This is a genomic window from Nocardioides zhouii (assembly GCF_004137345.1).
Taxonomy (GTDB): domain Bacteria; phylum Actinomycetota; class Actinomycetes; order Propionibacteriales; family Nocardioidaceae; genus Nocardioides; species Nocardioides zhouii.
The window spans coordinates 79682-104574 of record NZ_SDWV01000015.1 but is presented as its reverse complement, the minus strand read 5'-3'; the positions used below and the strand labels follow the sequence as shown (position 1 = coordinate 104574).

Here is a 24893-nt window from a genome sequence, read left to right as displayed (position 1 = left end):
GTGCGTTACGGTTTGAGCGCTCAAACATTTGAGCGCTCAAACACCCTAGTGGGCCGCAGCCCGACCCCGCCACCCGTTCCACCCAGCCAGCCCCAGACCCGTTCCGGACCGCGAAGGAGGACCCCCATGGCCCAGAACGACCCGGCCACCCTGGACTCCGTCGCCGCCCGCGCCGGCGTCTCGCGGCAGACGGTGTCCAACGTGCTGCGCCACCCGACCCGGGTCGCCGACGCCACCCGCGACCGGGTGCTCGACGCGATCCGCGAGAGCGGCTACCGCCCTTCCCTGCCCGCCCGCCAGCTCGCGACCCGACGCGCCCACGCGATCGCCGTACGCGCCGAGCGGCAGCAGGACGGCATCTCCGGGCTGGTCCTCGACGCCTTCTACCACGGGCTTGCGGAGGCGGGTCAGCACAACGGACTGCGCGTGCTGCTCTACCCGCAGCCCGAGGACGAGGCAGCCGAGGTCGCCACCATCGACGAGCTCGTCCACACCGGCGCCGCGGACGCCGTGGTGCTCACCGCGACCAGCGCGGACGACGAGCGCCCCGCCCACCTGCGCGACAACGGCACGACGTTCTGCGCCTTCGGCCGGCCCTGGGGCCACGACGATGCGCCGCACGACTGGGTGGACGTCGACGGCGCGGTCGGCACGTCGCTCGCCGTACGCCACCTCCTCGACTCCGGCCGCCGGTCCATCGCCTACCTCGGCTGGCCCGGTGACGGCGCGGAGCCCAGCACCGGGAGCGACCGGCGTCGCGGCTGGCTCGAGGTCGTCGGCCACGCAGCCCTCGGCGCCCCTGTCGAGGCGCACAGCCTCAACGACGCCGCCGCCGCCCAGGCCGCGGTGGCCGAGCTGCTCGGCCGGCCCGACGCACCGGACGCCATCGTCTGCGCGAGCGACACCCTCGCCCTCGGCGCGCACCGCGCCGCCCTGGCCGCTGCCGGCGCAGGCGCACCCGTGACCGTCGTCGGCTTCGACGCCACCCCCGTCGCGGCTGCCCTCGGCCTGGCCTCAGTCGCCCAGCCGATCGACCAGGTCGCCCACCTCTGCATCGACCTGCTGACCGGCCGCTTCGAGACGCCCGACCGGCCCGCCCGCGGGCTGCTGGTCCCGCCCGTGCTCCGCCTCCCCAGCTGACGTACCCGCCCCCGTTCCCCGCCACCACACAAGGAGTCACCATGTTGCCCACGTCCCGACGCCGTCGCGCGTCCCTCGTCGCCCTGGCCCTCGGGTCCTCGCTCGCCCTCGCCGCGTGCGGAGGCGGCGGCTTCGAGGAGGACGGCTCCGACGAGCCGGCCTCGTCCGGTGACGGCCCGGTGACGCTGGAGGTGCTCATCGGCTCCAGCGGCGACGCCGAGACCAAGGCCGTCGAGGACGCCGCAGCCGCGTGGGCGGAGGAGAGCGGCAACGAGGTGGAGGTCATCGTGGCCAACGACCTCGCGCAGCAGCTGTCCCAGGGCTTCGCCGGCGGCAACCCGCCGGACCTGTTCTACGTCGACGCCGGTGTCTTCGGCGACTACGCCGAGGCGGGCAACCTGTACCCCTACCTCGACCAGATGGCCGATGCCGACGACTTCTACCCCAACCTCGTCGACTCGTTCACCCTCGACGACGAGGCCTACTGCGCCCCCAAGGACTTCTCGACGCTGGCCCTCGAGATCAACACCGCGTCGTGGAAGAAGGCCGGCCTGACCGACGCCGACATCCCCACGACCTGGGACGAGCTGCAGGCCGTCGCGAAGAAGCTGACCACCGCTGACCAGGCCGGACTCGTGCTCGGCATCGGTCGCGACCGCGTCGGCGCGTTCCTCGTGCAGAACGGCGGCTTCTGGGTGGACGGCGAGTCCGGCGAGGCCACCGCCACCGAGTCGGCCAACGCCGAGGCGCTGGAGTACGTCCAGGGCATGCTCGAGGGCGGCGAGGCCGTGCTCGCGCCGGACGTCGACGCCGGCTGGGGCGGCGAGGCCTTCGGCACCCAGAAGGCCGCGATGACCATCGAGGGCAACTGGATCCGCGGGGCGATGGAGAACGACTACCCCGACGTCGACTACACCGTCGCCGAGCTCCCGGAGGGTCCGGCCGGCAAGGGCACGCTGCTCTTCACGCAGTGCTGGGGCATCGCGGCCGAGTCGGAGAACCAGGAAGCGGCTGTTTCCTTCGTCGAAGCGATGACGACCCCCGAGCAGCAGCTCATCAACGCCGATGCCTTCGGTGTGATGCCGAGCCGTGAGGCCGCCCAGGCCGACTACGTCGAGCAGTTCCCGGAGGACGCGCCCTTCATCGCCGGTGGTGACTACGGCCAGGGCCCCGTGAACCTGCCCGGTCTCGGCCCGGTCGTGGCCGACCTCGACTCGCAGCTCGAGCAGCTGAAGAGCGCCGACGTCACCACCATCCTCGAGTCCTTCCAGAAGAACGCCGAGGCGGAGCTGCAGTGAGCAAGCCCCGGAGCATCCGCCGGGGCCAGGCCCTCGCAGGGTGGACGTTCGTCTCCCCCACGCTGGTCGTGCTCGGGCTCTTCCTCGTGGTGCCCGTGCTGATGGCGCTGTGGGTGTCCTTCACCGACTGGAACGGGCGCGGCAGCCCGTTCGCGCCCGGCATCGGATTCGTGGGCGCCGACAACTACCGCGAGCTGGTCGGTGAGCAGGGCGGGCTGACGAGGTCGGACTTCATGACCTCGCTGCGCAACAACTTCTTCTACGTGCTCCTCGTGGTGCCGTTGCAGACGGCGTTCGCGCTCTTCCTCGCCCTGGTGCTCAACCAGCGGATGCTCCGGGCGGTCGGCTTCTTCCGGACCGCCTTCTACTTCCCGTCGGTGGTCAGCTCGGTGGCCATCAGCCTGGTGTTCCTGTTCCTCTTCAGCGGCGGCGGCGTCATCAACTCGATGCTCGACGCGATCGGGGTCGACGGGCCGACGTGGTTCAACGACTCGCGCGGGTTGCTGCACCTCGTCGGTGACGGCCTGGGGCTGTGGAACGCCTCCGACCCGCCGGGAGCACTGGCCGACAACGGCGTGCTCGGCCTGACGTGGTGGCAGTGGCTCGCCGGCCCGAGCGTCGCGCTGTCGGTGATCATCATGCTGGTCATCTGGACGACCGCCGGCACGTTCATGCTGATGTTCCTCGCCGCCCTCCAGGACCTCCCCCTCGAGGTCGAGGAGGCCGCCCGCATCGACGGCGCCGGGAGCTGGGGCGTGTTCCGCAATGTCACGCTCCCCCACCTGAAACCGACGATGCTTCTCGTGACCACGCTCGGCCTGATCGGCACGTGGCAGGTCTTCGACCAGGTGTACGTCATGACGCAGGGCGGGCCGGGCAAGTCGACGCTGACCCCGGCGTACCTGTCGTACTCCTACGCCTTCGACAACCAGAAATGGGGGATCGCCGCGGCCATGGCGTTCGTGCTGTTCCTCATCATCTTCGCGATGACCTCACTGCAGCGGTTCCTGTTCCGCGACAAGGACGCGATCGCCACCAAGCGGGCCGAGAAGCGTTCGAAGCGTGACCGGGCCCGCGTCACCGCCGGAGGTGCCGCATGAGCTCGTCCACGCACGCCAAGCCGATGGTCCGCAACCGGACCGCCCTGTGGTTGTTCCTCGCGTACGCCGTGCTGCTCTTCTTCGCGTTCGTCTACCTCTACCCGTTCCTGGTGCAGGTCACGACGTCGGTCAAGACGAACACCGACGCGGTCGCGAACCCGCTGTCCCTCGTCCCCGACCCGTTCTCCACGGGTGCCTACAACGAGCTCGCCGAGAAGGACTTCCCGCTCTGGTTCCGCAACTCGGTGATCGTCACCGTGCTGGTGACGGCGGGCCGGGTGTTCCTGTGCTCGCTCGCCGGGTACGCCCTGGCGCGGATCAAGTTCCGCGGGCGCGGGGCGGTCTTCACCGCGCTCCTGGCCGTGATGGCGGTGCCGGGTGTCATCCTGCTGATCCCGAAGTTCCTCGTGCTCAACTACCTCGGCATCTACAACCACTGGCCGGCCCTGGTGCTGCCGCTGCTGGTCGACGCCGCGGGCGTCTTCATCATGAAGCAGTTCTTCGAGACCATTCCGGAGTCCGTCGAGGAGGCGGCGCGCATCGACGGCGCCAGCACCTTCCGGATCTTCTGGTCCGTCGTGCTCCCGATGGCGCGGCCGGCGCTCATCCTCCTCACGATCCTGTCGTTCCAGGGGTCGTGGAACGAGCTGCCGCACTTCCTCGTCGCCAGCCAGGACCCCGACCTCTTCACGCTGACCAAGGGTGTCGGCACGCTGACCAGCGGCCAGCTCGGGTCGGGCAAGCAGTACCCGATCTCGATGGCCGCGGCGCTGCTGATGACCATCCCGGTCGCCCTCGTCTTCCTCTTCTTCCAGAAGTACCTCGTGCGTGGAGGTACGGCAGGGGCGGAGAAGGGCTAGGGGGCCCCACGATCTGGCGTCGGGCGGGGTCCGCCTCCTAGCACCCGCCCGACGCCGGCACACCGATCACCATCGGGGTCGAGCTCAGCTGCGACGGACCTCGAAGCGCGTCGTCCCCTTGACCTTGTCGTCGCCGCACGACTGGCGGCGGGGCGGACCGGGCACGGCCGTGACCTGGTCGGACGGGTCGCCCCCGCCGAGCACGTGGAGCTCGCGCGCCTGGTCGACGGGCGAGCGGCCGGCACGGCCACGGACGAACTCCAGCGGCACCTCACCGCGGTCAACCGCCTCGCACGCGGCAAGCGCCGTGGCGGTGTCGAGGCGGCCGAGCGTCAGCCCGCTGGGCAGGGCGAGCAGCGTCCCGGAGAACCGGTGTCCGCCGAGGTGCGTCGTCTCCCAGGTCCCCTCGGGCCACTCCTGGCTGAGCAGCCCGGCGATCGGGCGGCCGAGCTCGGCGCAGCAGCGGTCGCGCTTGCCGTTGGTGCAGACCAGCCAGAGCGGACCGTCGTACGCCGGCAGGCTCGCGAGGTCGAGGCCGAGGAGGTCGTCGGGCCGGTCGAGCACCGTGCCCCGGACGTCGTACCCCTCCTCGGTGGCGCTGGCGAGGAAGACGCGCGTGCCCGGGCCGGCGCTGCCGTCGTACCTCCGCAGCAGGAAGACCTTGAGGTCCAGGCTGCCGAGGTGGTCTCGGACGGCGTCGGGCAGGCGGTTGTCGGTGAGGGCCTCGCGGCCCCACGGTCCCGGGCACTCGACGAGCAGGATCTCGGTGTCGGTCGGTGCGGTGCCGATGCTCGGCTCGGCGTCCTCGACGCTCGCGAAGGAGCAGCGGAAGTCAGGCACCGCACCAGTCTGTCGGACGGGTGTCAGGGAGTGCCCAGCAGGATGTTGACGTCGGTGATCCGGCCGCCCGCTCCGGCCCACACCTGGACCGCGACGACCTCCAGGCAGGCCCGCGGGCTCCGGGTCACCAGGGTCGACGACCACGGCAGCCGGCGGAGCAGGTCGGCCGGCAGGGCCTGTCCGCGCTGGGGACAGAAGTAGTGCGGGACGCCGGTCTCCCGCATCGGGGCCTCGGCGAGCGCCTCGAGGATGCGTACGTCGCGGCGCTCGGCGTAGCCGATCGGCAGGTTCCAGCTGGTCCGGTCGGCGGCCTCGTCGTCCGACAGCGTGCGGGCGGGGATGTTGGCGACCAGGAGTCGTACGCGGTCGGCGAAGGCCGGCGGCGGCCCGTCGCCGAGCGCCCAGTCACGCAGGGCACGTACGGCGGCCGCCCCCGGCGGGACGATGCAGGTCGCCGCGGCCGGAGCCTCGGACACCACGAGGTGGAGGGTCGCGCCGCGCTCCACCTTCGTGCCCGGCACGGGGCTCTGCTCGAGGACGACTCCGGGGGCGCACCGGGCGCGACGGCGTACGTCGATCGTCAGCCCCTCACCACGCAGCGCCCGGCGTACGTCGCGCAGGCTGGACCCGACGAGGACCCCGACCTGGTGCGGACGCCCCGGGTGGTCGTCGACCGCCGTGTCATCGGCGGTGGGTTGCGCGGACGTGGGCTGGGAGGTCGGCTCGCTCGGCCCCGAGGACGGCGTCGAGCTGCACCCGGCCAGCAGGAGCACCACGGCGACCACGACGAGCTTCACGGCAGTGGGACGCGCGAGGTTGCCGATCAGTTGCCCCTCAGATCAGGCCGCGGCGGCGGGCCACCGCGGCCGCCTCGGTGCGCGAGGCGGCGTCGAGCTTGGCGAGGATGTTGGAGACGTGGACCGACACCGTCTTGGTGCTGATGAAGAGCTGCTTGCCGATCTCGCCGTTGCTGCGCCCCTCGGCGACGAGGGCGAGGATCTCGGACTCGCGCGGGGTCAGGCTCACGCCGCCCGTCGCCGTCACCGGGGCAGGCGCCGAGCCCTGGGCGGTCAGCTCGGCCAGCAGCGGCTTGGCGCCGATCGCGTGCGCGACCTCGCGGGCGAGGTCGGCCGCCTCGCGTGCTCCGGCCGCGTCGCCGGTCGCCCGCAGGACACCGGCCAGCCGCACCCGGACCTGGGCGATCTCGGGCACGCTGCCGTAGGCGACGGCGGTCTCCTCGGCGGCGCGCCAGGCGCCCACGAGCTCGTCGCTGGACGGCGGGTCGTCCTGCGCGAGCCAGCGCCACCGGAGGTGCTCGGCGGTGCGGCGGGCGGTCCACATGACGTACTCCGGACCGCGGCTCGCCTCGTAGCGGGCGTAGAAGTCCATCACCCGTCCGCCGTCGCCCACGAGCCGTTCGACGCTCGCGGCCGCGACGTCGCGCTCCTCGGCGGACTGGTGCGCCGCGGCGCCGGCGAAGGCACCGACGACGAGGGTGGCCAGCCGGAGCCGGGCCTGGAACCACTCGTGCCACAGGGGTACGACGCTGGCCAGCACGTCGTCGTACGCCGCGAGCGCGGCCTCCGGGTCGGCGGCCGCGGCGGCGCGCATCAGTTCGGCGCTGCCGGCGGAGATCGCGGTGAGGCCGTCGGCGCCCCAGTGCTCGCGGAGCCGCTCGAGACCCTTGCTGTGGGTGTCTCCGCGGATGCCGATGATGACCAGCATCTGGTGGGCGAAGTAGAGCCACTCGTAGACCATCGGCGGGTCCTGACCGGTGACGTCGAGGAGCTGCCACGCCTCGTCGAGCCGCCCCTGGTGGGTCAGCGCGACCGCGAGAAGCAGCCGGGACTCGGCGGGATAGGGCGACCAGGTCAGCCCGCCGATCTCGCTGCGCTCGATCACCTCGCGGTAGACCGCGACGCCGGCGTCGAGGTCGCCGCGGTCGTGGTGGAGACGGCCGAGGAAGTAGAGGGCGCGGAGCTCGGGCTCGATGAGACCGGCCGCCCGCGCGCGCTCGGCCGCCGCCCGCCAGCCGGCACCGGCGTCGTCGCCCGCATCGGGGTCGAGGCCGGCCAGCGTGGTGTGCAGCTCGACAGCGAGGCTGGTGAGGTCGTTGCGCTCGGCGAGGTCGAGGGCCTCCAGCGCGGCCGCGCGCGCCTCATCGGCGTGCCAGTTGCCGAGGCTCTCCGCGTGCACGAAGAGTGCGCGGGCCAGCAGCTTGGGCGGCCCGTCGCGCAGCAGGGCGACGGCCTCGGCCGCCGCCTCGTGCGGGGAGTCCGTCGTGTCGGTGAGCATCAGTGCCGAGGCAAGGGCGGTCAGCAGCTGGCCGCGGTCGAGGGCGGACCCGTCGAGCGGCAGGGTCGCCAGTCGCGCGCGGAGCACCTTCACCGCCTTGGGCACGCGTCCCGCCGCGACCAGTGCCTCGGCACATCGGCGCGCCAGCGCATGGGCGTCGACGTCGGGCACGGGCGTGCGCGAGGTGTCGATCAGCTCGAGGGCGTCGAGGAAGTGGGTGGCGGCCTCGGACGGGCCACCGACGGCCAGCGCCTCCTCGCCCGCCTCGATCGAGGCGCGGATGGCGACGGGCCGGTCGTCCGCGCGGCGGGCGTGCTGGGCGAGCTCGGCCGCGGTGCCGACGGCGCGACCCTCGCCCAGCGCCGACGCGAAGGCGGCGTGGAGGCGGATCCGCTCGCCGGGCAGCAGGTCGTCGTAGACCGCCTCCCCGAGCAGCGCGTGCCGGAAGGCGTACGTCCCGCCCCGCGAGGCCACGAGCACGTGGGCCTCGACGGCGTTGCGGAGCGCGGCCTCGAGCTCGGCCGAGCCGAGGTCGGAGACGGCGGCCAGGAGGGCGTGGCCGACCTGTCGCCCGGCGACGGAGACCAGGCGGGTGACCGTGCGGGTGGTCTCGTCGAGGCGGTCAAGGTGGACCAGCAGGACGTCGGCCAGCTCGCCGGGGACCTGCCCGGACCACGCGGCGCCGACCAGCTCCTCGATGAAGAAGGGGTTGCCCTCGGCGCGGTCGACGATCGAGACGTACTCCGCCTCGGACATGGTGGCCGGGTGCAGCGCGCGGACGAGGAGGCGTACGTCGTCGTCGTGGAGCGGCTCGACCTGGAGCCGGTCGACGCCGCGCAGCCGCATCCACTCGGCCGCCTGGCGGCGCAGCGGGTGGCGGCGGTGGAGGTCGTCGGAGCGGTAGGACACGACGAGCGAGACGCCCGGGACCGGGCGGGAGAAGAGATAGCTGAGCATGTCGCGGGTGGACTCGTCGGCCCAGTGGGCGTCCTCCACGACGACGAGGACCGGGGCCTGCTCGGCGACGGCGGCGAGGAGGTCGCCGAACGCGTCGTAGACGTTGCCGCGGTCGAGGGCCTGGTCGCCCGACGCGGTCTCGCTGCTGCGGATCCGGCGGCCCGGCTGGAGGCGGGCGAGCGTGGGGTGCTGCTCGAGGACGCGCGCGGCGATCGCGGGCTCGTCGGCCATCACGCGCCCGAGGATCTCGGAGAAGGGGAGATAGGGCAGCGAGCTGTCGGCGAGGTCGAGGCAGTGCCCGGCCACGACCTGCCACTCCGCCTCGATCGCGGCGTCGCGCAGGGCCATCAGCACGCGGGTCTTGCCGACCCCGGCGTCACCGGCGACGAGCATCGCGCGGACCGCCTGCTCCGTGGGCCGACCACCTCGTTGACCCCCGGACGCACGAATGCCGAGCTGGGAGCTCAGCTGCTCCAGCTCGGCATCGCGTCCGATGAGATCGGTGGTCCTCAGGGCCGGCACGGACGACATTGTGTCGTGCCGCTCCGACACCTCGGTGCCGATCGCGCCGCGGGTCACTTCTGCTTGTTGGTCGCGGCGGCGTCGGCGGTGCGGGACCGGACCCAGCGGCGGGTCCCGTAGTCCTGGCGGACCTTCTCCTGGCGGTAGCGGATCTCGGCACCCAGGAAGCTGTCGGTGGTGAACATGTGGTGCTCCTCTTCTCGGTCGGCCCCGTGGTGGGACCGTGAGTAGAGATTCCGTCACTGAGGTAGGCCCGGACATCGGGCGCGTGCCCTATCTACGCCCGGCCGGCTACCTCAGATGCGGTCCTCGGCGGCGTACGCGGGCGTCTGAGGTAGCTAGACGACGACCGGGCGGCCGTGCTGCCAGACCCCCGCCACGAGCGGGACGCCGGGGCGATAGGCGAGGTGGACGTACGACGGCGCGTCGAGGAGGACGAGGTCGGCGGCCTTGCCGGGGGCGAGCACGCCGATGTCGTCGCGGTCGAGGGCGGCGGCGCCCATGGCGGTCGCGGCGTGGAGCGCCTCGGCGGGGCTCATCCGCATCTCACGGACGGCCAGCGCGATGCAGAGCGCCATCGACGAGGTGAAGCACGAGCCCGGGTTGCAGTCGCTGGCGAGTGCAACCCGTACGCCCGCGTCGAGCAGCCGGCGGGCGTCGGGGTAGGGCTGCCGGGTGGAGAACTCCACACCCGGCAGGAGCGTGGCAATGGTCCGTGAGTCTCTGAGCGACTCGACGTCGAGGTCGGAGAGGAAGGTGCAGTGGTCGACCGCGACCAGGCCGAGCTCGCAGGCCAGCTGCACGCCTCCGCCGTACGTCAGCTGGTTGGCGTGGAGCCTTCCGCGCAGGCCGCTGTCGGACCCCGCGGCCAGGATGGTGCGCGCCTGGTCGACGTCGAAGGCGCCGTCCTCGCAGAACACGTCGATCCACCGGGCGTGCGGCGCGGCGGCCGCCAGCATCGGACCGGTGACGAGGTCGACGTAGTCCTCGGGGGTGGTGCCGGCCGGCACGACGTGGGCACCGAGGAACGTCGTCTCGTCGGTGAACTGGCGGGCCACCGCGAGGCTGCGCGCCTCGTCGTGGACCGACAACCCGTAGCCGCTCTTGATCTCGAGCGAGGTGGTGCCCTGGGCCCGCATCTCGGCGACGAGCCGGGCGACGTGTGACGTGAGCTGTTCGTCGGTGGCGGCACGGGTCTTCGCGACCGTGGTGCGGATCCCGCCCGCGGCGTAGGGCTCGCCGGTCATCCGCGCCTCGAACTCCGCCGCGCGGTCGCCGGCGAAGACGAGGTGGCTGTGGCTGTCGACGAAGCCCGGGATGACCGCGCGGCCGCCGGCGTCGACCTGTACGTCGGCGTCGGGCGCCTCGTCCGCCGGGCCGACCCAGGCGATCCGGCTGCCCTCGACCACGACGGCGGCGTCGGCGAGGAGGCCGAGGAGCCCGCCCTGCTCGGCGCGGGCCGGGTCGTTGGTGACCAGCTCGCCGATGCCGGTGATCAGTGTGGTGGCTGTCATTCCCAGATCCTCCCGATGACCTCGTCGAGCGCGCGCCCGATGGCGGCCCGGTCGCCGTCCTCGACGATCCAGCGGCCGTCCGCCATCACCCGGCGTACGTCCTCCGCTGCGGCGGCGAAGACCACCGTGTTCTCGTCGCGGCCGGTGCCGGCTGTGCGTGCGGACGTGGGGTCGAGGACGACGAGGTCGGCCCGCTGGCCCACCGCGATCGCGCCCGCGTCGTCCCAGCCGAGGGAGGCGTGGCCGTCGGTGGTCGCTGCCGTCACCAGCTCCGCGGCGGTCCAGTGGCCGCGCTGCTGGGTGGCGAGCCGCTCGTCGAGCTCGACGGCCCGCATCTCCTCGAAGAGGTCGATCACGGCGTGGCTGTCGGAGCCGAGCGTGAGTCGGGCGCCTGCGTCGTGGAGCCGGCGCGACGGGCCGATGCCGTCGCCGAGGTCGCGCTCCGTGGTCGGGCAGAAGGAGACGAAGGCGCGCGCCGCACCGATGAGTGCGATGTCGTCGTCGGTCAGGTGGGTGGCGTGGACGAGCGTCGCCGCCGGGCCGAGCAGGCCGTGGTCGTCCAGCAGCCGCGTCGGCGTGACGCCGTACGCCTCGAGGCAGCCGTCGTTCTCGGCGACCTGCTCGGAGAGGTGCACGTGGAAGGGACGGTCGCCGACCACCGCGGCGACGGCGCCGAGGTCGGCCGCCGGCACGGCCCGCACCGAGTGGACGGCGGTGCCGACGTGCGCCGCCTCCAACCGGTCGACCCGCGCCGCCCACGCCCCCACCGACCCGTCGCTGTAGCGCACCTGCGCGCCCTGGGGCGGCGCCCCGAAGCCGGAGGAGAGGTAGAGCGTGTCGAGCAGGGTGATCCGGATCCCGGCCTCGAGCGCCGCCTGCACCAGCGCCAGTCCCATCTCGTTCGGGTCGGCGTAGGGCGTGCCGTCGGGCTGGTGGTGGAGGTAGTGGAACTCCCCGACGCAGGTGATCCCGGCCGCGGCCATCTCGCGGTACGTCGCCCGCGCGACGGCGAGGTAGGTCTCGGGGTCGAGCCGCGCAGCCACGTCGTACATCTGGTCGCGCCAGGTCCAGAAGGTGCCGCGCTCGCGCTGGGTGCGGCCGCGCAGCGCGCGGTGGAAGGCGTGGCTGTGGGTGTTGGCGAGGCCGGGCACGACGAGGCCGCGCACGGGGACAGCGCGCGGCGGATCGGCGTCAGGCGTCACCGCGGTGAAGCGACCCTGCTCGACCTCGACGAGCACGTCGTCGCGGAACGAGTCGCCGAGCCAGGCGCGCTCGAGGAGGTACGCCGTCATGGGCCCGCCAGCTCGGCCAGCACGTCGGCGAGCGCCTCGACGCCGGCGAGGCAGTCGGCCGTGTCGGCGTGCTCGTCGGGCGAGTGCGAGATGCCGGTGGGGTTGCGGACGAAGACCATCGCGGTCGGGATGCCGGCGTCGGACAGGATCCCGGCATCGTGACCGGCCTGGGTCGGGATGATCGGCCAGTCGCCCAGCAGGGCCAGCCGTGCGGCGAGCTCGGGGTCGAACGCGACCGAGCCGGACACGGACTCCGCGGTGACCGTCAGCGCGGTGCCGTCACGGCCGGCGCGGTCGCCGGCCTGGCGCCCGATCTCCCCCACGAGCGAGGCGAGCGCGTCGTCCGACGAGGCCCGGGCGTCGAGCCAGGCGGTCACCAGAGACGGCACGGCGTTGGTGCCGTTGGGCTCGACGGAGATGCGACCGAAGGTGGCGCGCTGGCCGGCCAGCCGGGCCTGCTTGCTGGCGGCGAGGGCTGTCATCGCATAGGTGAGCATCGGGTCGTGCCGGTCCTCCATGCGGGTGGTGCCCGCGTGGTTGGCCTGCCCGGCGAAGTCGAAGCGCCAGCGCCCGTGCGGCCAGATCTCGCTCGCCAGGCCGACCGCGAGGTCGCGGTCGACGAGGTCGCGACCCTGCTCGACGTGCAGCTCGACGAAGGTGCCGACCCGCTCGAGCGACAGCAGGCCGGCGGACGGGTCGAGCCCCGCGTCGGCGACCGCGTCACCGAGGAAGACCCCGTCGCGGTCGCGCAGCTCGCGTGCCTCGGCCCAGGTCGTCGCGCCGGTGACCAAACGCGAGCCGAGGCAGGCCCGACCGAAGCGCGACCCCTCCTCCTCGACGAAGACGCCGATCCCCACGGGTCGGTCCGGCGCGAAGCCCCGGTCGCGCAGCACGTCGATCGCCGCCAGCGCCGACGCGACGCCCAGCGGCCCGTCGTACGCCCCTCCGTCGAGGACCGAGTCGAGGTGCGAGCCGGTGAGGACGCCCGGCCCCGACGCCGACTCCGGCGACCACCAGGCGACCTGGTTGCCGATGCCGTCGGTCTCGACAGTGAACCCGCGGGCGGCGCACTCCTCGGCGAACCACGACCGCAGCTCGGTCTCGGCCGAGGCCCATGGCTGCCGGAAGTAGCCGCCCGACGTGGCCGACCGCCCGACCGGCGCGAGGTCGCGCCACATCTGCTCGAAGTCGCGACTGGGGGCCATGGCGCCAGTCCATCGGCAACGCCGACCCCGGTCAACGCACGGCCCCGGCAAGTCGTCTCGGATCCCAGACGAGTCGATCCGTGGCACGCTCGGGCCATGGAGTTCCGTGACGTCGTACGCCGCCGCCGGATGGTCCGCCGCTACAGCGAGGAGCCCGTCGACCCGACCGTCGTCGACCGGATGCTCGAGCACGCCCAGCGCGCGCCCAACGCGGGCTTCACTCAGGGGTGGGCGTTCCTGGTGCTCGACACCCCCGAGGACCTGGCGCGGTTCTGGGAGTCGACCGGCGCCGAACCGGACACCCACAACGCCTGGCTCGACGGCATGCGTACGGCGCCGGTGGTGATCGTGCCGCTGACGTCGAAGGACGCCTACCTCGAGCGCTACGCCGAGGCCGACAAGGGCTGGACCGACCGGCGGGACGACCGCTGGCCGGTGCCCTACTGGTACGTCGACGCCGGCATGGCCGCGCTGCTGATCCTCCAGACGGCGGTCGACGAGGGCCTGGGTGCCTGCTTCTTCGGCATCCCGGCCCAGCACACCGACGCGTTCCGGACGGCCTTCGGGATCCCGGCCGACCACCGGCCCGTCGGCGCCATCACGGTCGGGCACCGGGCGACCGACACCGGCGCGAAGGGCTCGCCGGCGCGGCGCGAACGACGCCAGGATCTCGTCCACCGCGGCCGCTGGGGCACTACGGTCAGCCCATGACCGCTGTGCCCGTCGAGAGGCGTGTGGTGAGCGCCCTGCAGGCCCTCGTCCGCATCCCGACCGTGTCCGATCGCGACGCGAGCCTGGTGGACGCTTCAGCCTTCGACCGCCTCCTCGCCGAGCTCGCGGCCCAGTTCCCCCTGCTGCACGAGCGGCTCGCGCTGACGATCGTCGGCACCCACGGGCTGCTGTTCCACTGGGCGGGCGCGAGCGCTGAGCGGCCGGTGGTGCTGATGGCCCACCTCGACGTCGTGCCCGTCGACACCGAGGCGCCGTGGCAGCACGACCCGTTCGGCGGGGAGATCCATGAATCCCCCACCGGGCCGGCGATCTGGGGTCGCGGGACCCTCGACGACAAGGGCTGCGTCGTCGGCATCTGCGAGGCGGTGGAGACGCTCCTCGAGGCCGGGCACGTGCCGGCCCAGGACATCTGGCTGTCCTTCGGCTGCGACGAGGAGGTCAGCGGCACGGCGGCGATCGAGGCAGTGGCCGTGCTCCGCGACCGCGGCGTGACGCCCTGGCTGGTGCTCGACGAGGGCGGCGCGATCGCGAGCGGCGCGTTCCCCGGTGTGAAGGCACCGCTCGGCGTGATCGGCGTGACCGAGAAGGGCACCACCTCGCTCGAGCTCGTCGCCGAGGGACGCGGCGGGCACGCGTCGACACCGGCGAGGAACGGCCCGACCGCGCGCATCGCCCGCGCCATCCTGCGGGTCGAGAAGTCGCCGTTCCCGGCCTCCGCGCCCGCGCCCACCCTCGAGCTGATGCGCCGGCTCGCACCTCATGTGCCGCTGCCCCTGCGTCCGCTGCTGGGGCGCGCCGACCAGCTCGCGCCCGTCGTCACCCGCGCCCTCCTGGCGGCCGGCCCGGAAGCGGCGGCCATGACGCGTACGACGGTCGCGGCCACGACGCTGAGCGGATCGCCCGCCCTCAACGTGATCGCCTCGACCGCCAAGGCGGGGCTCAACATCCGCGTGATGGTGGGCGACACCGTCGCCGGCGTCGTCGAGCACATCCGCAAGGCCGTCGCCGACGACTCCATCCGGATCGACGTCATCGAGTCCGGCGAGCCGTCGCCGATCTCTCCGATGGACGAGGCCTTCGAGCTGCTCGAGGACTGCATCGGGGAGGTCTTCCCCGAGGCCGTCGCGACGCCCTACGTGATGATGGCCGCGACCGACTCGCGCCACTTCACCGCGATCAGCGCGCACGTCTACCGCTTCGCCCCCTTCCGGATGACCAAGGCCCAGCGCCAGGCGATCCACTCGTACGACGAGCACCTCGGCGTCGCCGACCTCGTCGACGGCGCCCGGTGGTACCAGCTGCTGATCGAGAGGCTTCCCTCATGACGACGACCCGGCCCGCGGCCCCGACCGCCGTGAAGGGACTCGCCGCCATCGTCGGGTTCCTCGTGATGGTCGAGTTCGCCAGCGGCATCCTGCAGGGCTACTACACGCCGATCTATCCGCAGATCGCCGAGCACCTGTCGATCGCCGAGGGCGACATCAACTGGTTCGAGGCCGCGCAGCTGATCGTCAGCGCGCTCTGCATCCCGCTCCTCGCGCGGCTCGGCGACCTCGTCGGGCACAAGAAGGTGCTGCTGATCTCGACCGCCGTCACGGCGCTCGGCTCGTGGTGGCTGGCCTTCGCGCCCGGCTTCACCACGTTCCTCATCGGCTGGGCGATCCAGGGCGCGTACGTCGTGTGGCTGCCGCTGGAGATCGCGATCATCCACCGGCGCACGCGCGACTCCGGTCGCCAGGAGCTGCTGACCCGGCGCGGGGCCGCGATCCTCGTGGGCTCGCTCGAGCTGGCCGTCATCATCGGCGCGGTGACGAGCGGGCTGCTCGTCGAGTCGATGGACATGAACCTCCTGCTGACGTTGCCCGCGATCGTCGTGACCGCCGTCTTCTTCGTCATCCTGGTCGGGATCGAGCAGGCGCCGGGCGACGACAGCGGCGGCATCGACTGGACCGGACTGGGCCTGATCAGCCTGGCGCTCGGCATCCTGATGGGCGGCCTGGTCTGGCTGCGGCTCGACGGCGCCGGCTCGCCCTGGGGGTGGCTGACGATCGCAGTGTCCCTGGTGGCGTTCACGTACTTCTGGCGCTTCGAACAGCAGCACCCCGAGCCGATCGTCGACGTGAGGCTGCTCTCCAGCCCGGCGCAGTGGCCCGTGCAGGTCACGGCCTTCCTGTTCGGCATCCCGGTGCTCGGCGGACAGATCCCGCTCTCCACCTATGCGCAGGCCGATCCGGCCGTGCGCGGCTACGGCCTCGGCGCCGACTCCGCCTTCATCTCCACGCTCATCGGGCTGTACGTCATCACGCTCGCGATCGGCGCATTCACCCTCCCGCTCACGACCCGCCTGCTGGGTGGCGTACGCCGTGCGCTGATCGTCGCGTGCATCCTCGTCGGCGTCGGCTACCTGCTGTGGCTGCCCTTCCACGACGAGACCTGGCAGGCGCTCATCAACATGGGCATCGCCGGCCTCGGCTCGGGCGCCCTCGTCGCCGCACTGCCGGCGGCCGCCGCCGCGGCCGCACCGCCGGAGCGCACCGGCATCGCGACCGGCATGACCAACGGCACCAAGACCGTCGGCGGTGCGATCGCCTCGGCGATCTTCGCGATCGCCCTGACGGCGACCGGTTCGCTGGACGCGACGGCCGAGAAGGTCGCGCCGCTGAGCGGCTACCTCACCGTGTGGGCGGTCTGCGCGGGTGCCTCGTTCCTCGCCGCGCTCGCGCTGATGGCCGCGCCGAAGCACGCGTTCAGCGACGCGCCGACGGAGCCCGCCGCCCACTGAGGGCGGCCGCGGGCGTCAACGGGCCGCGTACGGCGCGTGCGTGGTCGCCACGACGCTGTCGTCGGCCGGCATCAGGAACCAGAGCACGGGATAGATCAGCAGCTGGCTGCCCGGGATCGCGAAGAGCGTCACGAGGAAGAGCAGCCGCGTGATCCACGGGGTGAGGCCGAGCCGACGCCCGACGCCGGCGCAGACCCCGCCGAGGATGCCGCGATCGGACGAGCGGACGAGGCCCTGACGGGCGAAGGAGGAGCGGATGTTGTCCATGCCTCCAGCCTGCGGGACGTCGACGCCGGACACCATCGGGATCTCCCCCGGTCCGACCCCGAGCCCCCCGCGGACCGAACGGTCGCTGGAACGTGGCCGCCGGCCGACCTAGGGTGGACGCACCGGAGGTGACCTCGATGTCCGACCTGACCCCGCACCGTGACGAGCCCGGCGACGAAGCCGCCCGCAGGATGCCCGCGCGCGACGAGCGCACCGGCGCGTCCGCCGCGGCCGCGCGGATCGCGAACCAGTCCAGCTGGGTCGACCAGCAGCTGCGCATCGCGATGGAGCGCGGCGACTTCGACGACCTGCCCGGCTACGGCAAGCCGATCGAGGGCCTCGGGGTCGAGCACGACCCCGACTGGTGGATCAAGAAGCTCGTCGAGCGCGAGCAGATCGCGATCCTGCCGCCGGCCCTCCAGCTCCGCAAGGACGACGCCGAGCTCGACGCGCGGCTCGACCGGATCAATGTCGAGTCGGAGGTACGCCGCGAGGTCGAGGACTTCAACGCCCGGGTCCGCAAGGCGATCTACACCCCACCGACCGGTCCGTCGGGGCCGCCGGTGATCACCCAGCGGCGCGACGTCGAGGCCGAGGTCGTCGCGTGGCGGGAGCGGCGTACGGCGCGGGTCGAGGCGCAGCACGCAGCACGGGAGGCGGCCCGCGCGGCCGAGCCACCGAAGCGCCGGTGGTGGCGCCGGAGCTGACGCTCTGACCGATCGGGCAGAGCGCATAGTCCGAACGGGCTACTTCTGGGTGATCGCGGCGTGTGCGCTGGCCATGACGCATAGCGTCCGTCAGGTTCACGTTGACGACGTCGGGGGAATCATGTCCACGCTCTGGTCCGGTGCTGTCGTGCGCCGTTCGGCAAGCATCGTCGTCGCGGTGGCGGTCGCCTCCGTCACGCTCCAGGCCGCGCCGGCCAGCGCCGCGCCGGCTGCTCCGGAGATCACCGGGCCGACTGGCGAGACCGGCCCGTCGGTCGAGCTGACGTGGCAACCGGTCGAGGTGGCCACGGGCTACGAGGTCCGCGTCGACAACGACCCGGCCTTCGCCAGCCCCGAGTGGACGTCGTCCACGGTCAACACGGTGTCCGTGCCGACGAAGCTCCTCGCCAAGGGACCGCAGTACGTGCAGGTCCGCGCCAAGGACTCCGCCGGCACCTTCAGCGACTGGTCCTCCACCAGCGGCTTCGTGGTCGGCGCCGTCCCCGGCCCCACCCTCACCGGTCCCGTCGACGGTGCGCCCCTGGCCCAGCCTGCGGACCCGCCGCTGCTGAGCTGGATCCCGGTCGCCGGCGCGATCTCGTACACCGTCGAGGTCGACACCGAGACCAACTTCGTCAGCCCGGCGACGTACACCACCGAGGCGACCTCGCTCGTCGTCCCCGACAACCAGGCTCCCGACGTCGCGTACGTGTGGCGCGTGCGCGCCGACCTCGGCGACGGCTTCTCCACCGAGTACTCCGACGTCCGGTCCTACACCGTGCTGCCGATCGAGCAGCCCGGGATCCTCGGCCCCGGGAGCGACGAGGACGTCACGGACGTCGTGCTCGACTGGACGCCGGTCGCCGGTGCGAAGTACTACGAGCTCGAGGTCGACGACGACGTCAGCTTCGGCTCGCCCGAGGTGGTGCCGGACAAGATCTTCGGCACCAACTTCTCGCCCAAGACGACCTTCGGCAACGACCAGTACTTCTGGCGGGTCCGGGCCATCGACCTGGACGACAACCCCACCGCGTGGGTCAAGCTCGGCAGCGACAACTACTCCTTCGACCGCGTGTGGCGCGACGTCCCTGCCCCGGTCCACCCGGTCGAGCAGCTCGGCGCGCCGGCCCTCGCCGGGGACGACTTCTACTACGAGTGGACCCCGGTCCCGCACGCCTCCCACTACGAGCTGTGGCTGAGCACCGACCCCAACTTCACCGAGCCGACCACCCAGACCGTCCAGTGCCTCGTGGCCGGTACGACGTACACCCCCGGCGAGCTGGGCATCCCGCTCGACGCGTGCATGCCCGCCTCCGAGGGCACGGTCTACTACTGGAAGGTCCGGCCGATCGACCGTCCCTACGGACCCAGCGGGGTGGCCGGGATCTTCTCGGCGACCAACCGCGTCGTCTACCGCGACCAGCAGGCGATCGACGTCGTCGCGCCGGTCAACTTCTCCACCGTCTCGATCCCCACGCTCGACTGGGAGCCGGTGCCCGGCACCGAGACCTACGAGGTCTCCCTCTACCGCGGCAACGGCGCGCTCGTGACCCAGAAGCAGACGCACTCGACCTCGTTCACGCCGATGGGTGTCGTGATGAAGCCCGAGGAGGGCCCGTACCGCTACGTCCTGCGCGCGCTCGACGCCGGCGGTCGCACCTCCGAGGCGGTGCAGCGCAGGTTCGACCTGTCCACCGTGCTCGACACCAGCTCGCCGCTGCAGCCGCTCGTCTCCCCCGTCACCTACGACGCCCCGAACCTGCGCTGGGGCGCGGTCGAGGGTGCCGTCAGCTACCGGATCGAGATCGGCAACGTCCTCACCGGCAACCTCTACGCGTCGTCCTACGCGCCGATCCTGGCCGAGAAGCTGCCCTTCCCTGCCGCGACGGACATCTCGACCGCGTTCCTGGCGACCGGCAACTACCGGTGGCGTGCGTCGGCCTTCGACAAGGACGGGTTCCAGATCGGTGTCGGTCCGTTCGGCACCTTCGAGGTGCTCCCCCTCGCGCCCGTCACGGGGCAGCGGCTGGCCCTGACCGGCTCAGCCCTCGACGCCGGTCGGGTGTGTGCCGCGACCACCAGCGACAACGGCGCGCTGTGCGACGACGTGCCGGCCACGCCGGTGCTCGACTGGGACCCGCTCGCGTACGCCTCGGAGTACCGCGTGCACGTGTCCCGCGACGGCGACTTCACCACCGGTGCGCTCGACACGACGCCGCCGCGCACCACGAACACCCGATGGACTCCCAACTGGACCTACCCGGTCAAGGCGCTGGCCGAGAGCCAGGCGCAGACGCCGTACTACTGGTTCATCCAGCCCTGCAAGTCGGCCACGCAGTGCGGTCCCGACCCCAGCTCGACGGTGAACCCGGCGCGCCACGCGTTCCGCAAGACCTCGCCGAAGGTGGCACTGCAGAAACCCCTCGCCGGCGCCGAGATCACCGGCACCGAGGTCACCTTCGAGTGGAAGGACTACTACGAGACCAACCGCGCCACGACGTACGTCGACGAGGCGGGCTACCAGTCGGGGATGCGCTACCAGGTCCAGGTGGACGACGAGCCGACCTTCGCCTCGACGCTCGACGACGTCCTCGTCGACCAGCCGACCTACACGGCGTTCGACCGGTTCTACCCCGAGGGCCCGCTCTACTGGCGGGTCCAGGCGATCGACGTCCAGGGCAACGCGCTCGGTTGGTCCGGCGCGCGCACCCTCACCAAGAAGAGCCCGCCCCCGGTCCTGACCTCACCCGTCGCCGACGGCAGCAGCGTCCCGGTCGTCACCGGCGCGGTGCCGTTCCGGTGGGAGGCGCAGGCGTTCGCCTCCGGCTACGAGATCCAGGTCGCGAGCAACGGCGACCGGAACTTCTCGGCGGGCAACCTGAAGGTCAACACCACCGTGAAGCAGTCCGCGTTCACCACCGGCGCGACGACCTTCCCGGCCGTGGCCACCCTGCAGGCCTCCGACGCGCCGTACGTCTGGCGTGTCCGCCGGGTCGACACGTACCTCAAGAAGGGCCCCTGGTCGTCGGTCGGCGAGTTCAAGGTCGCCCTCCAGCAGCCGACCCTGCTCGCCCCGGACAGCGGGGCCACCATCGGCCCGCGCGCGGTCGTGCTGCGGTGGGGCGCGGTCCCCGAGGCGGCCAAGTACCGCGTCGAGATCCGCAAGCAGGGCACCGGCATCGTCACCACGACCACCACCCCGGCCACCGCCTGGGCGCCCCTCACCGCGTTGGTCATCGGGTCGACGTACGAGTGGCGCGTGGCGGCCGTCGACGTCGACGGCAGGTTCGCCGACCCCGGCGCCTGGCGCCCGTTCACCATCGGTGGCGTTCCGTCGGCCACCACCCCTGTGGGCATCAACGGGACCGGCGTCTACGACACCACCCTGACCGCCGTGCCTCCTTCGTGGAGCGTCCCGGGCGTCACCACCTCGTACCAGTGGCGGCGCAACGCCGTCGCGATCCCTGGAGCCACCGGCACGACCTTCGTCGTCCGGGCCGAGGACGTGGACGCGTCGATCACCGTCGTTGCGACCGGCTCGTCCTCCGAGTTCGGCACGGGCACCTCGACGAGCTCCGCCGTCGTCGGCAAGGCCGCGCCGGGACCTGTCGCGACGACCGCGACGGAGATCGCCGGCAGCGGCAAGGTGGGCACCACGCTCACCTCGACCGGGCCGACGTGGAGCCTGGCCGGGACGCAGACGGCGCTGCAGTGGATGCGCAACGGCGCCACCATCTCGGGCGCCACCTCGGCGACGTACGTCGTCGTGCCGGGTGACCTCAACGCCTCGATCACCCTGCGGGCCACCGGAACCCTTCCCGGTCGTGCGCCGACGGTGTCACTGAGCAACGCGATCACCGCGACCGAGGGGTCCGCCGCCACGGCGACGACCCCGCCGTCCATCCAGGGCACGCCGAAGGTCGGGATGGTGCTCACCAGCACCGCTCCGACGTGGGACCAGCAGGGCGTGCAGCAGACCGTCCAGTGGCTGCGTGGCGGCCAGCCGATCACCGGCCAGACGGCAACGTCGTACACGGTCCGCCCCGAGGACGTCGACGCCTCGCTGACCGTGCGCTACACCGGCACCCTGCCGGGGCGGGCGAACGCCGTCGTCGCCAGCGCGCCCGTGACCGGTCTCCTCGGCGACGCGCCCCAGGCCGTCACCGCGCCGGTCATCTCCGGGAACCGGAAGGTGGGCACCGTGCTCACCACCTCCACGCCCACCTGGAACACCGCCGGCGTGCAGCAGAGCATCGAGTGGCTCCGCGACGGCCAGCCGATCGCCGGGCAGACCACCTCCGCCTACACGGTCCGGGCCGAGGACGTCGGCGCGTCCGTGACCGTCCGCTTCACCGGCACGCTGCCCGGCCGCACCCCCGGCACGAGCACCAGTGCCCCCGTGGTGGGCCTGATCGGCGACGCACCCCAAGCCCTGTCGGCACCGGTCGTCTCCGGCCCGCGCAAGGTGGGGACGGTCCTGACGAGCACCTCCCCGAGCTGGAACGTCGCCGGCGTCGTGCAGACGATCGAGTGGTTCCGCAACGGACAGCCGATCGCCGGCGAGACCGGGTCGGGCTATGCGATCCGTCCCGACGACGTGGGCACCGTCCTCACCGTCCGCTACACCGGCACCGCCCCCGGCCGTGCGATCGGCACCGCCACCAGCGTCGGTGCCACCGCCCTCCAGGGGGACGCGCCGACAGCGCTGCCGCTGGCCGCTCCGGCCGGCTCCGGCCAGGTCGGCACGACGCTCGTGGCCGGGGACGCGGCGTGGACGCCGTCATCGGTCCAGCAGTCGCGCCAGTGGCTCGTCGACGGGCAGGCCATCGCTGGCGAGACCGGCCCGACGTACGTCGTCCGCGCGGCCGACGTGGGCAGGCGGATCGCCGTACGGGTCATCGCCACGGTGCCCGGCTACGCCACCGGCACGGTGACCTCCGCGAGCGTGCTGGCCTCGGCGGTCACGACGACGCCGACGCCCACCCCCACGCCGACTCCCACCCCGACCCCGACGCCCACCCCGACGCCGACCACGACGACCGCCGCGACCAGGACGGTCCTCAAGGCGCCGAAGACGGCCAAGGTCGGCAAGCGCGCCAAGGTCACGGTCAAGGTCGCCGCCACCGGCGTGCCCTCGCCGCTCGGCGTGGTGAAGATCTACGCCGGGAAGAAGCTCGTCGGCACGGTCAAGCTGACGGCGAACTCTGGCGGGGTCGCGACCGTACGCCTGGCCAAGCTCGCCCTGGGCACCTACAAGCTCAAGGCGAAGTTCGTCCCCGGGACGGGCGTCGCCGCGTCGAGCTCGAAGGTGGTCACGCTCAAGGTCGTGCGCTGACGCCGCGAGACATCCGTCATATCGACGGATGCCCGCGCGGCGGTAGTTTGCGCCCATGACACGCCCCGCCAAGGACTTCTTCGCCCCGCTCGCTGTCGGCGCTCCGGCGCCGCTGCGCGACATCCCGGCCCGGCCCAGCCGGGCGATCCACTTCTTCGACCCCGGCAACGAGAAGATGGCGGCCAAGGTGCCCGACATGGTCGGCACCGTCGACGTGCTGCTCGGCAACCTCGAGGACGCCGTCAAGGCGGAGAACAAGGAGAAGTCGCGCCAGGGCCTGGTCGACATCGCCAAGGCGACGGCCAATCTCGGAAGCACCAGCGGTCCGACCCAGCTCTGGACCCGGGTCAACTCGCTCGACAGCCCGTGGGGCCTCGACGACCTCGTCACGCTGGTGACCGAGATCGGCGACAAGCTCGACGTGATCATGGTGCCGAAGGTGCAGGGCGCCGAGGACATCCACTACGTCGACCGGCTGCTCGCGCAGCTCGAGGCGAAGGCCGGTCTCGACCGGCCGATCCTGGTCCACGCGATCCTCGAGACCGCGCGCGGCGTGGCCAACATCGAGGAGATCTGCGGGGCCAGCCCGCGCATGCAGGGGCTCTCGCTCGGTCCCGCCGACCTCGCGGCGGACCGCCGGATGAAGACGACCCGCGTCGGTGGCGGCCACCCCGGCTACCTCGTACGGCAGGACCCCACGCGCGACGACCTCGGCGTGCCGCAGTACGACGCCGAGCGGACGACGTACCAGCAGGACCTGTGGCACTACACGATCGCCCGGATGGTCGACGCGTGCGCGATGCACGGGATCTACCCCTACTACGGGCCGTTCGGGGACATCAAGGACGTCGTCGCGTGCGAGGACCAGTTCCGCAACGCGTTCCTCCTCGGCTGCGTCGGCGCCTGGAGCCTGCACCCGGTGCAGATCGCCATCGCCAACCGGGTCTTCTCCCCCAGCGTCGAGGACGTCGCGCACGCCCGCCGGGTGATCGCGGCGATGGGCGACGGCACCGGCGCGGTGATGATCGACGGCAAGATGGAGGACGACGCCTCGGTCAAGCAGTGCCAGGTCATGGTCGCGCTCGCCGACGAGCTGGCAGCGATCGACCCCGAGCTGAAGAAGCAGTACGACGCCATCGAGCTGGAGGCCTGAGAGATGACTGACTTCACCCCGCTCCGCTCCGTCCTCTACTTGCCGAGCTCCAACGAGCGCGCCCTGGAGAAGGCGAAGACCATCGCCTGCGACGCGCTGATCCTCGACCTCGAGGACGCGGTCGCCCCCGACGCCAAGCCCGCGGCCCGCGAGGCGGCCGCTGCTGCGGTCGCGAGCGGCGACTACGGCCGGCGTACGGTCACCATCCGGGTCAACGGCATCGGCACCGAGTGGCACGAAGCGGACCTCACGGCGGCCAGCCAGGCAGGTCCCGCCGCGATCGTCGTCCCGAAGGTCGACAGCGCCGCGCAGGTCGTCCACCTGGTCGACATGATGGAGAAGGCAGGCGCGCCCGACCACACGCGGCTGTGGGCGATGGTCGAGACGCCCGAGGCGATCTTCAACGCGCGCGAGATCGCCGCCGCGTCCCCGCGCCTGCAGGCCCTGGTCCTCGGCACGAACGACCTGGTCAAGGAGCTGTACGCCGAGCACGTCCCCGGCCGGGCGCCGATCGTCCCCAGCCTGCACACCGTCCTGCTGGCCGGACGCGCCGCCGGCATCGCGGTGATCGACGGCGTCTACAACGACGTCAAGGACGCCGACGGATTCCTCGCCGAGTGCGAGCAGGGCCGCCAGATGGGCTTCGACGGCAAGACCCTCATCCACCCCGGACAGGTCGAGGGCGCCAACGCCGCCTTCGCGCCGAGCGCACAGGCCGTCGAGGACGCCGAAGGCCTCATCGCCGCGTTCGAGGCCGGCAAGGGCGCCGGCGTGGTGACGTACAACGGCAAGATGGTGGAGAACCTCCACGTCGAGTCAGCACGACGCACGCTCTCGATCCACGAGTCGATCCGGGCGCTCTCGGCGGAGTGACGAGTCGCCCACCCGAAAGGA

The 24893-nt window shown here is 72.4% G+C and carries 19 protein-coding genes; 11 read left to right on the top strand and 8 right to left on the bottom strand.

Features of this window, described 5'->3' with window-relative positions; translation table 11 throughout:
* Positions 1-126: 126 nt before the first annotated feature.
* The 4 genes from EUA94_RS14985 to EUA94_RS14970 are packed head-to-tail and all read left to right on the top strand — an operon-like array spanning position 127 to position 4398.
* Positions 127-1140, top strand: a complete 1014-nt coding sequence (locus EUA94_RS14985) for a LacI family DNA-binding transcriptional regulator (RefSeq protein ID WP_129427689.1) — start codon at positions 127-129, stop codon at positions 1138-1140.
* A gap of 41 nt (positions 1141-1181) precedes the next feature.
* Positions 1182-2438, top strand: a complete 1257-nt coding sequence (locus tag EUA94_RS14980; protein ID WP_129427688.1) for a sugar ABC transporter substrate-binding protein — start codon at positions 1182-1184, stop codon at positions 2436-2438.
* A complete protein-coding gene (locus EUA94_RS14975) occupies positions 2435-3538 on the top strand; it encodes a carbohydrate ABC transporter permease (RefSeq protein WP_207210564.1) in 1104 nt (367 codons plus the stop codon). Before EUA94_RS14980 ends, EUA94_RS14975 begins: the two co-directional genes overlap by 4 nt.
* Positions 3535-4398, top strand: a complete 864-nt coding sequence (locus EUA94_RS14970) for a carbohydrate ABC transporter permease (RefSeq protein ID WP_129427687.1) — start codon at positions 3535-3537, stop codon at positions 4396-4398. The genes EUA94_RS14975 and EUA94_RS14970 overlap by 4 nt, the downstream gene beginning before the upstream one ends.
* 84 nt (positions 4399-4482) lie before the next feature.
* On the opposite strand, the gene EUA94_RS22965 is transcribed toward EUA94_RS14970, so the two are convergent.
* The 7 genes from EUA94_RS22965 to EUA94_RS14940 all read right to left on the bottom strand — a co-directional run bounded on the left by EUA94_RS22965 (position 4483) and on the right by EUA94_RS14940 (position 13023).
* Complete coding sequence (locus EUA94_RS22965) at positions 4483-5238, bottom strand: sucrase ferredoxin (protein WP_129427686.1); 756 nt, start codon at positions 5236-5238, stop codon at positions 4483-4485.
* Positions 5239-5261: 23 nt separating this feature from the next.
* The gene (locus EUA94_RS14960) at positions 5262-6035 is read right to left on the bottom strand and encodes a PASTA domain-containing protein (protein WP_165356911.1); all 774 of its coding nucleotides are present in this window, start codon (positions 6033-6035) and stop codon (positions 5262-5264) included.
* A 37-nt stretch (positions 6036-6072) separates the two neighbouring features.
* Complete coding sequence (locus EUA94_RS22960; protein ID WP_165356910.1) at positions 6073-9012, bottom strand: helix-turn-helix transcriptional regulator; 2940 nt, start codon at positions 9010-9012, stop codon at positions 6073-6075.
* Positions 9013-9065: 53 nt separating this feature from the next.
* Positions 9066-9197: a hypothetical protein gene (locus EUA94_RS22955; protein WP_277986118.1), complete on the bottom strand. Its 132-nt coding sequence runs from the start codon at positions 9195-9197 to the stop codon at positions 9066-9068.
* 153 nt (positions 9198-9350) lie between these two features.
* Entirely contained in the window at positions 9351-10526 is a 1176-nt protein-coding gene (gene hutI, locus EUA94_RS14950; protein ID WP_129427683.1) for an imidazolonepropionase, read from the bottom strand.
* Positions 10523-11818: a formimidoylglutamate deiminase gene (locus EUA94_RS14945; RefSeq protein ID WP_129427682.1), complete on the bottom strand. Its 1296-nt coding sequence runs from the start codon at positions 11816-11818 to the stop codon at positions 10523-10525. The genes hutI and EUA94_RS14945 overlap by 4 nt, the downstream gene beginning before the upstream one ends.
* A complete protein-coding gene (locus EUA94_RS14940; protein WP_242494896.1) occupies positions 11815-13023 on the bottom strand; it encodes an allantoate amidohydrolase in 1209 nt (402 codons plus the stop codon). The genes EUA94_RS14945 and EUA94_RS14940 overlap by 4 nt, the downstream gene beginning before the upstream one ends.
* Before the next feature lie 96 nt (positions 13024-13119).
* Between EUA94_RS14940 and EUA94_RS14935 the strand changes: the two genes are divergently transcribed.
* From EUA94_RS14935 to EUA94_RS14925, 3 genes are read left to right on the top strand one after another with little or no spacing between them, the layout of a single operon-like run.
* Positions 13120-13734 carry a nitroreductase family protein gene (locus EUA94_RS14935; RefSeq protein ID WP_129427681.1) on the top strand — a complete coding sequence of 205 codons (615 nt, stop codon included), beginning with the start codon at positions 13120-13122 and terminating at the stop codon, positions 13732-13734.
* Positions 13731-15080, top strand: coding sequence for a M20/M25/M40 family metallo-hydrolase (locus tag EUA94_RS14930; RefSeq protein WP_129427680.1), 1350 nt, complete (start codon positions 13731-13733; stop codon positions 15078-15080). The genes EUA94_RS14935 and EUA94_RS14930 overlap by 4 nt, the downstream gene beginning before the upstream one ends.
* Entirely contained in the window at positions 15077-16537 is a 1461-nt protein-coding gene (locus EUA94_RS14925) for an MFS transporter (RefSeq protein WP_129427679.1), read from the top strand. Before EUA94_RS14930 ends, EUA94_RS14925 begins: the two co-directional genes overlap by 4 nt.
* 15 nt (positions 16538-16552) lie before the next feature.
* Here the strand turns inward: EUA94_RS14925 and EUA94_RS14920 are convergent, their stop codons facing one another.
* Positions 16553-16804 carry a PspC domain-containing protein gene (locus EUA94_RS14920; RefSeq protein ID WP_129427678.1) on the bottom strand — a complete coding sequence of 84 codons (252 nt, stop codon included), beginning with the start codon at positions 16802-16804 and terminating at the stop codon, positions 16553-16555.
* Positions 16805-16941: 137 nt separating this feature from the next.
* Here EUA94_RS14920 and EUA94_RS14915 point away from each other — a divergent pair, with 137 nt between their 5' ends.
* The 4 genes from EUA94_RS14915 to EUA94_RS14900 all read left to right on the top strand — a co-directional run bounded on the left by EUA94_RS14915 (position 16942) and on the right by EUA94_RS14900 (position 24872).
* Complete coding sequence (locus EUA94_RS14915; protein ID WP_242494895.1) at positions 16942-17511, top strand: DnaJ family domain-containing protein; 570 nt, start codon at positions 16942-16944, stop codon at positions 17509-17511.
* Between the two features lie 121 nt (positions 17512-17632).
* A complete protein-coding gene (locus EUA94_RS14910; RefSeq protein ID WP_129427677.1) occupies positions 17633-22846 on the top strand; it encodes an Ig-like domain repeat protein in 5214 nt (1737 codons plus the stop codon).
* A 55-nt stretch (positions 22847-22901) separates the two neighbouring features.
* Positions 22902-23999 carry an HpcH/HpaI aldolase/citrate lyase family protein gene (locus EUA94_RS14905; protein WP_129427676.1) on the top strand — a complete coding sequence of 366 codons (1098 nt, stop codon included), beginning with the start codon at positions 22902-22904 and terminating at the stop codon, positions 23997-23999.
* A gap of 3 nt (positions 24000-24002) precedes the next feature.
* Complete coding sequence (locus EUA94_RS14900) at positions 24003-24872, top strand: HpcH/HpaI aldolase/citrate lyase family protein (RefSeq protein ID WP_129427675.1); 870 nt, start codon at positions 24003-24005, stop codon at positions 24870-24872.
* Positions 24873-24893: the final 21 nt, after the last annotated feature.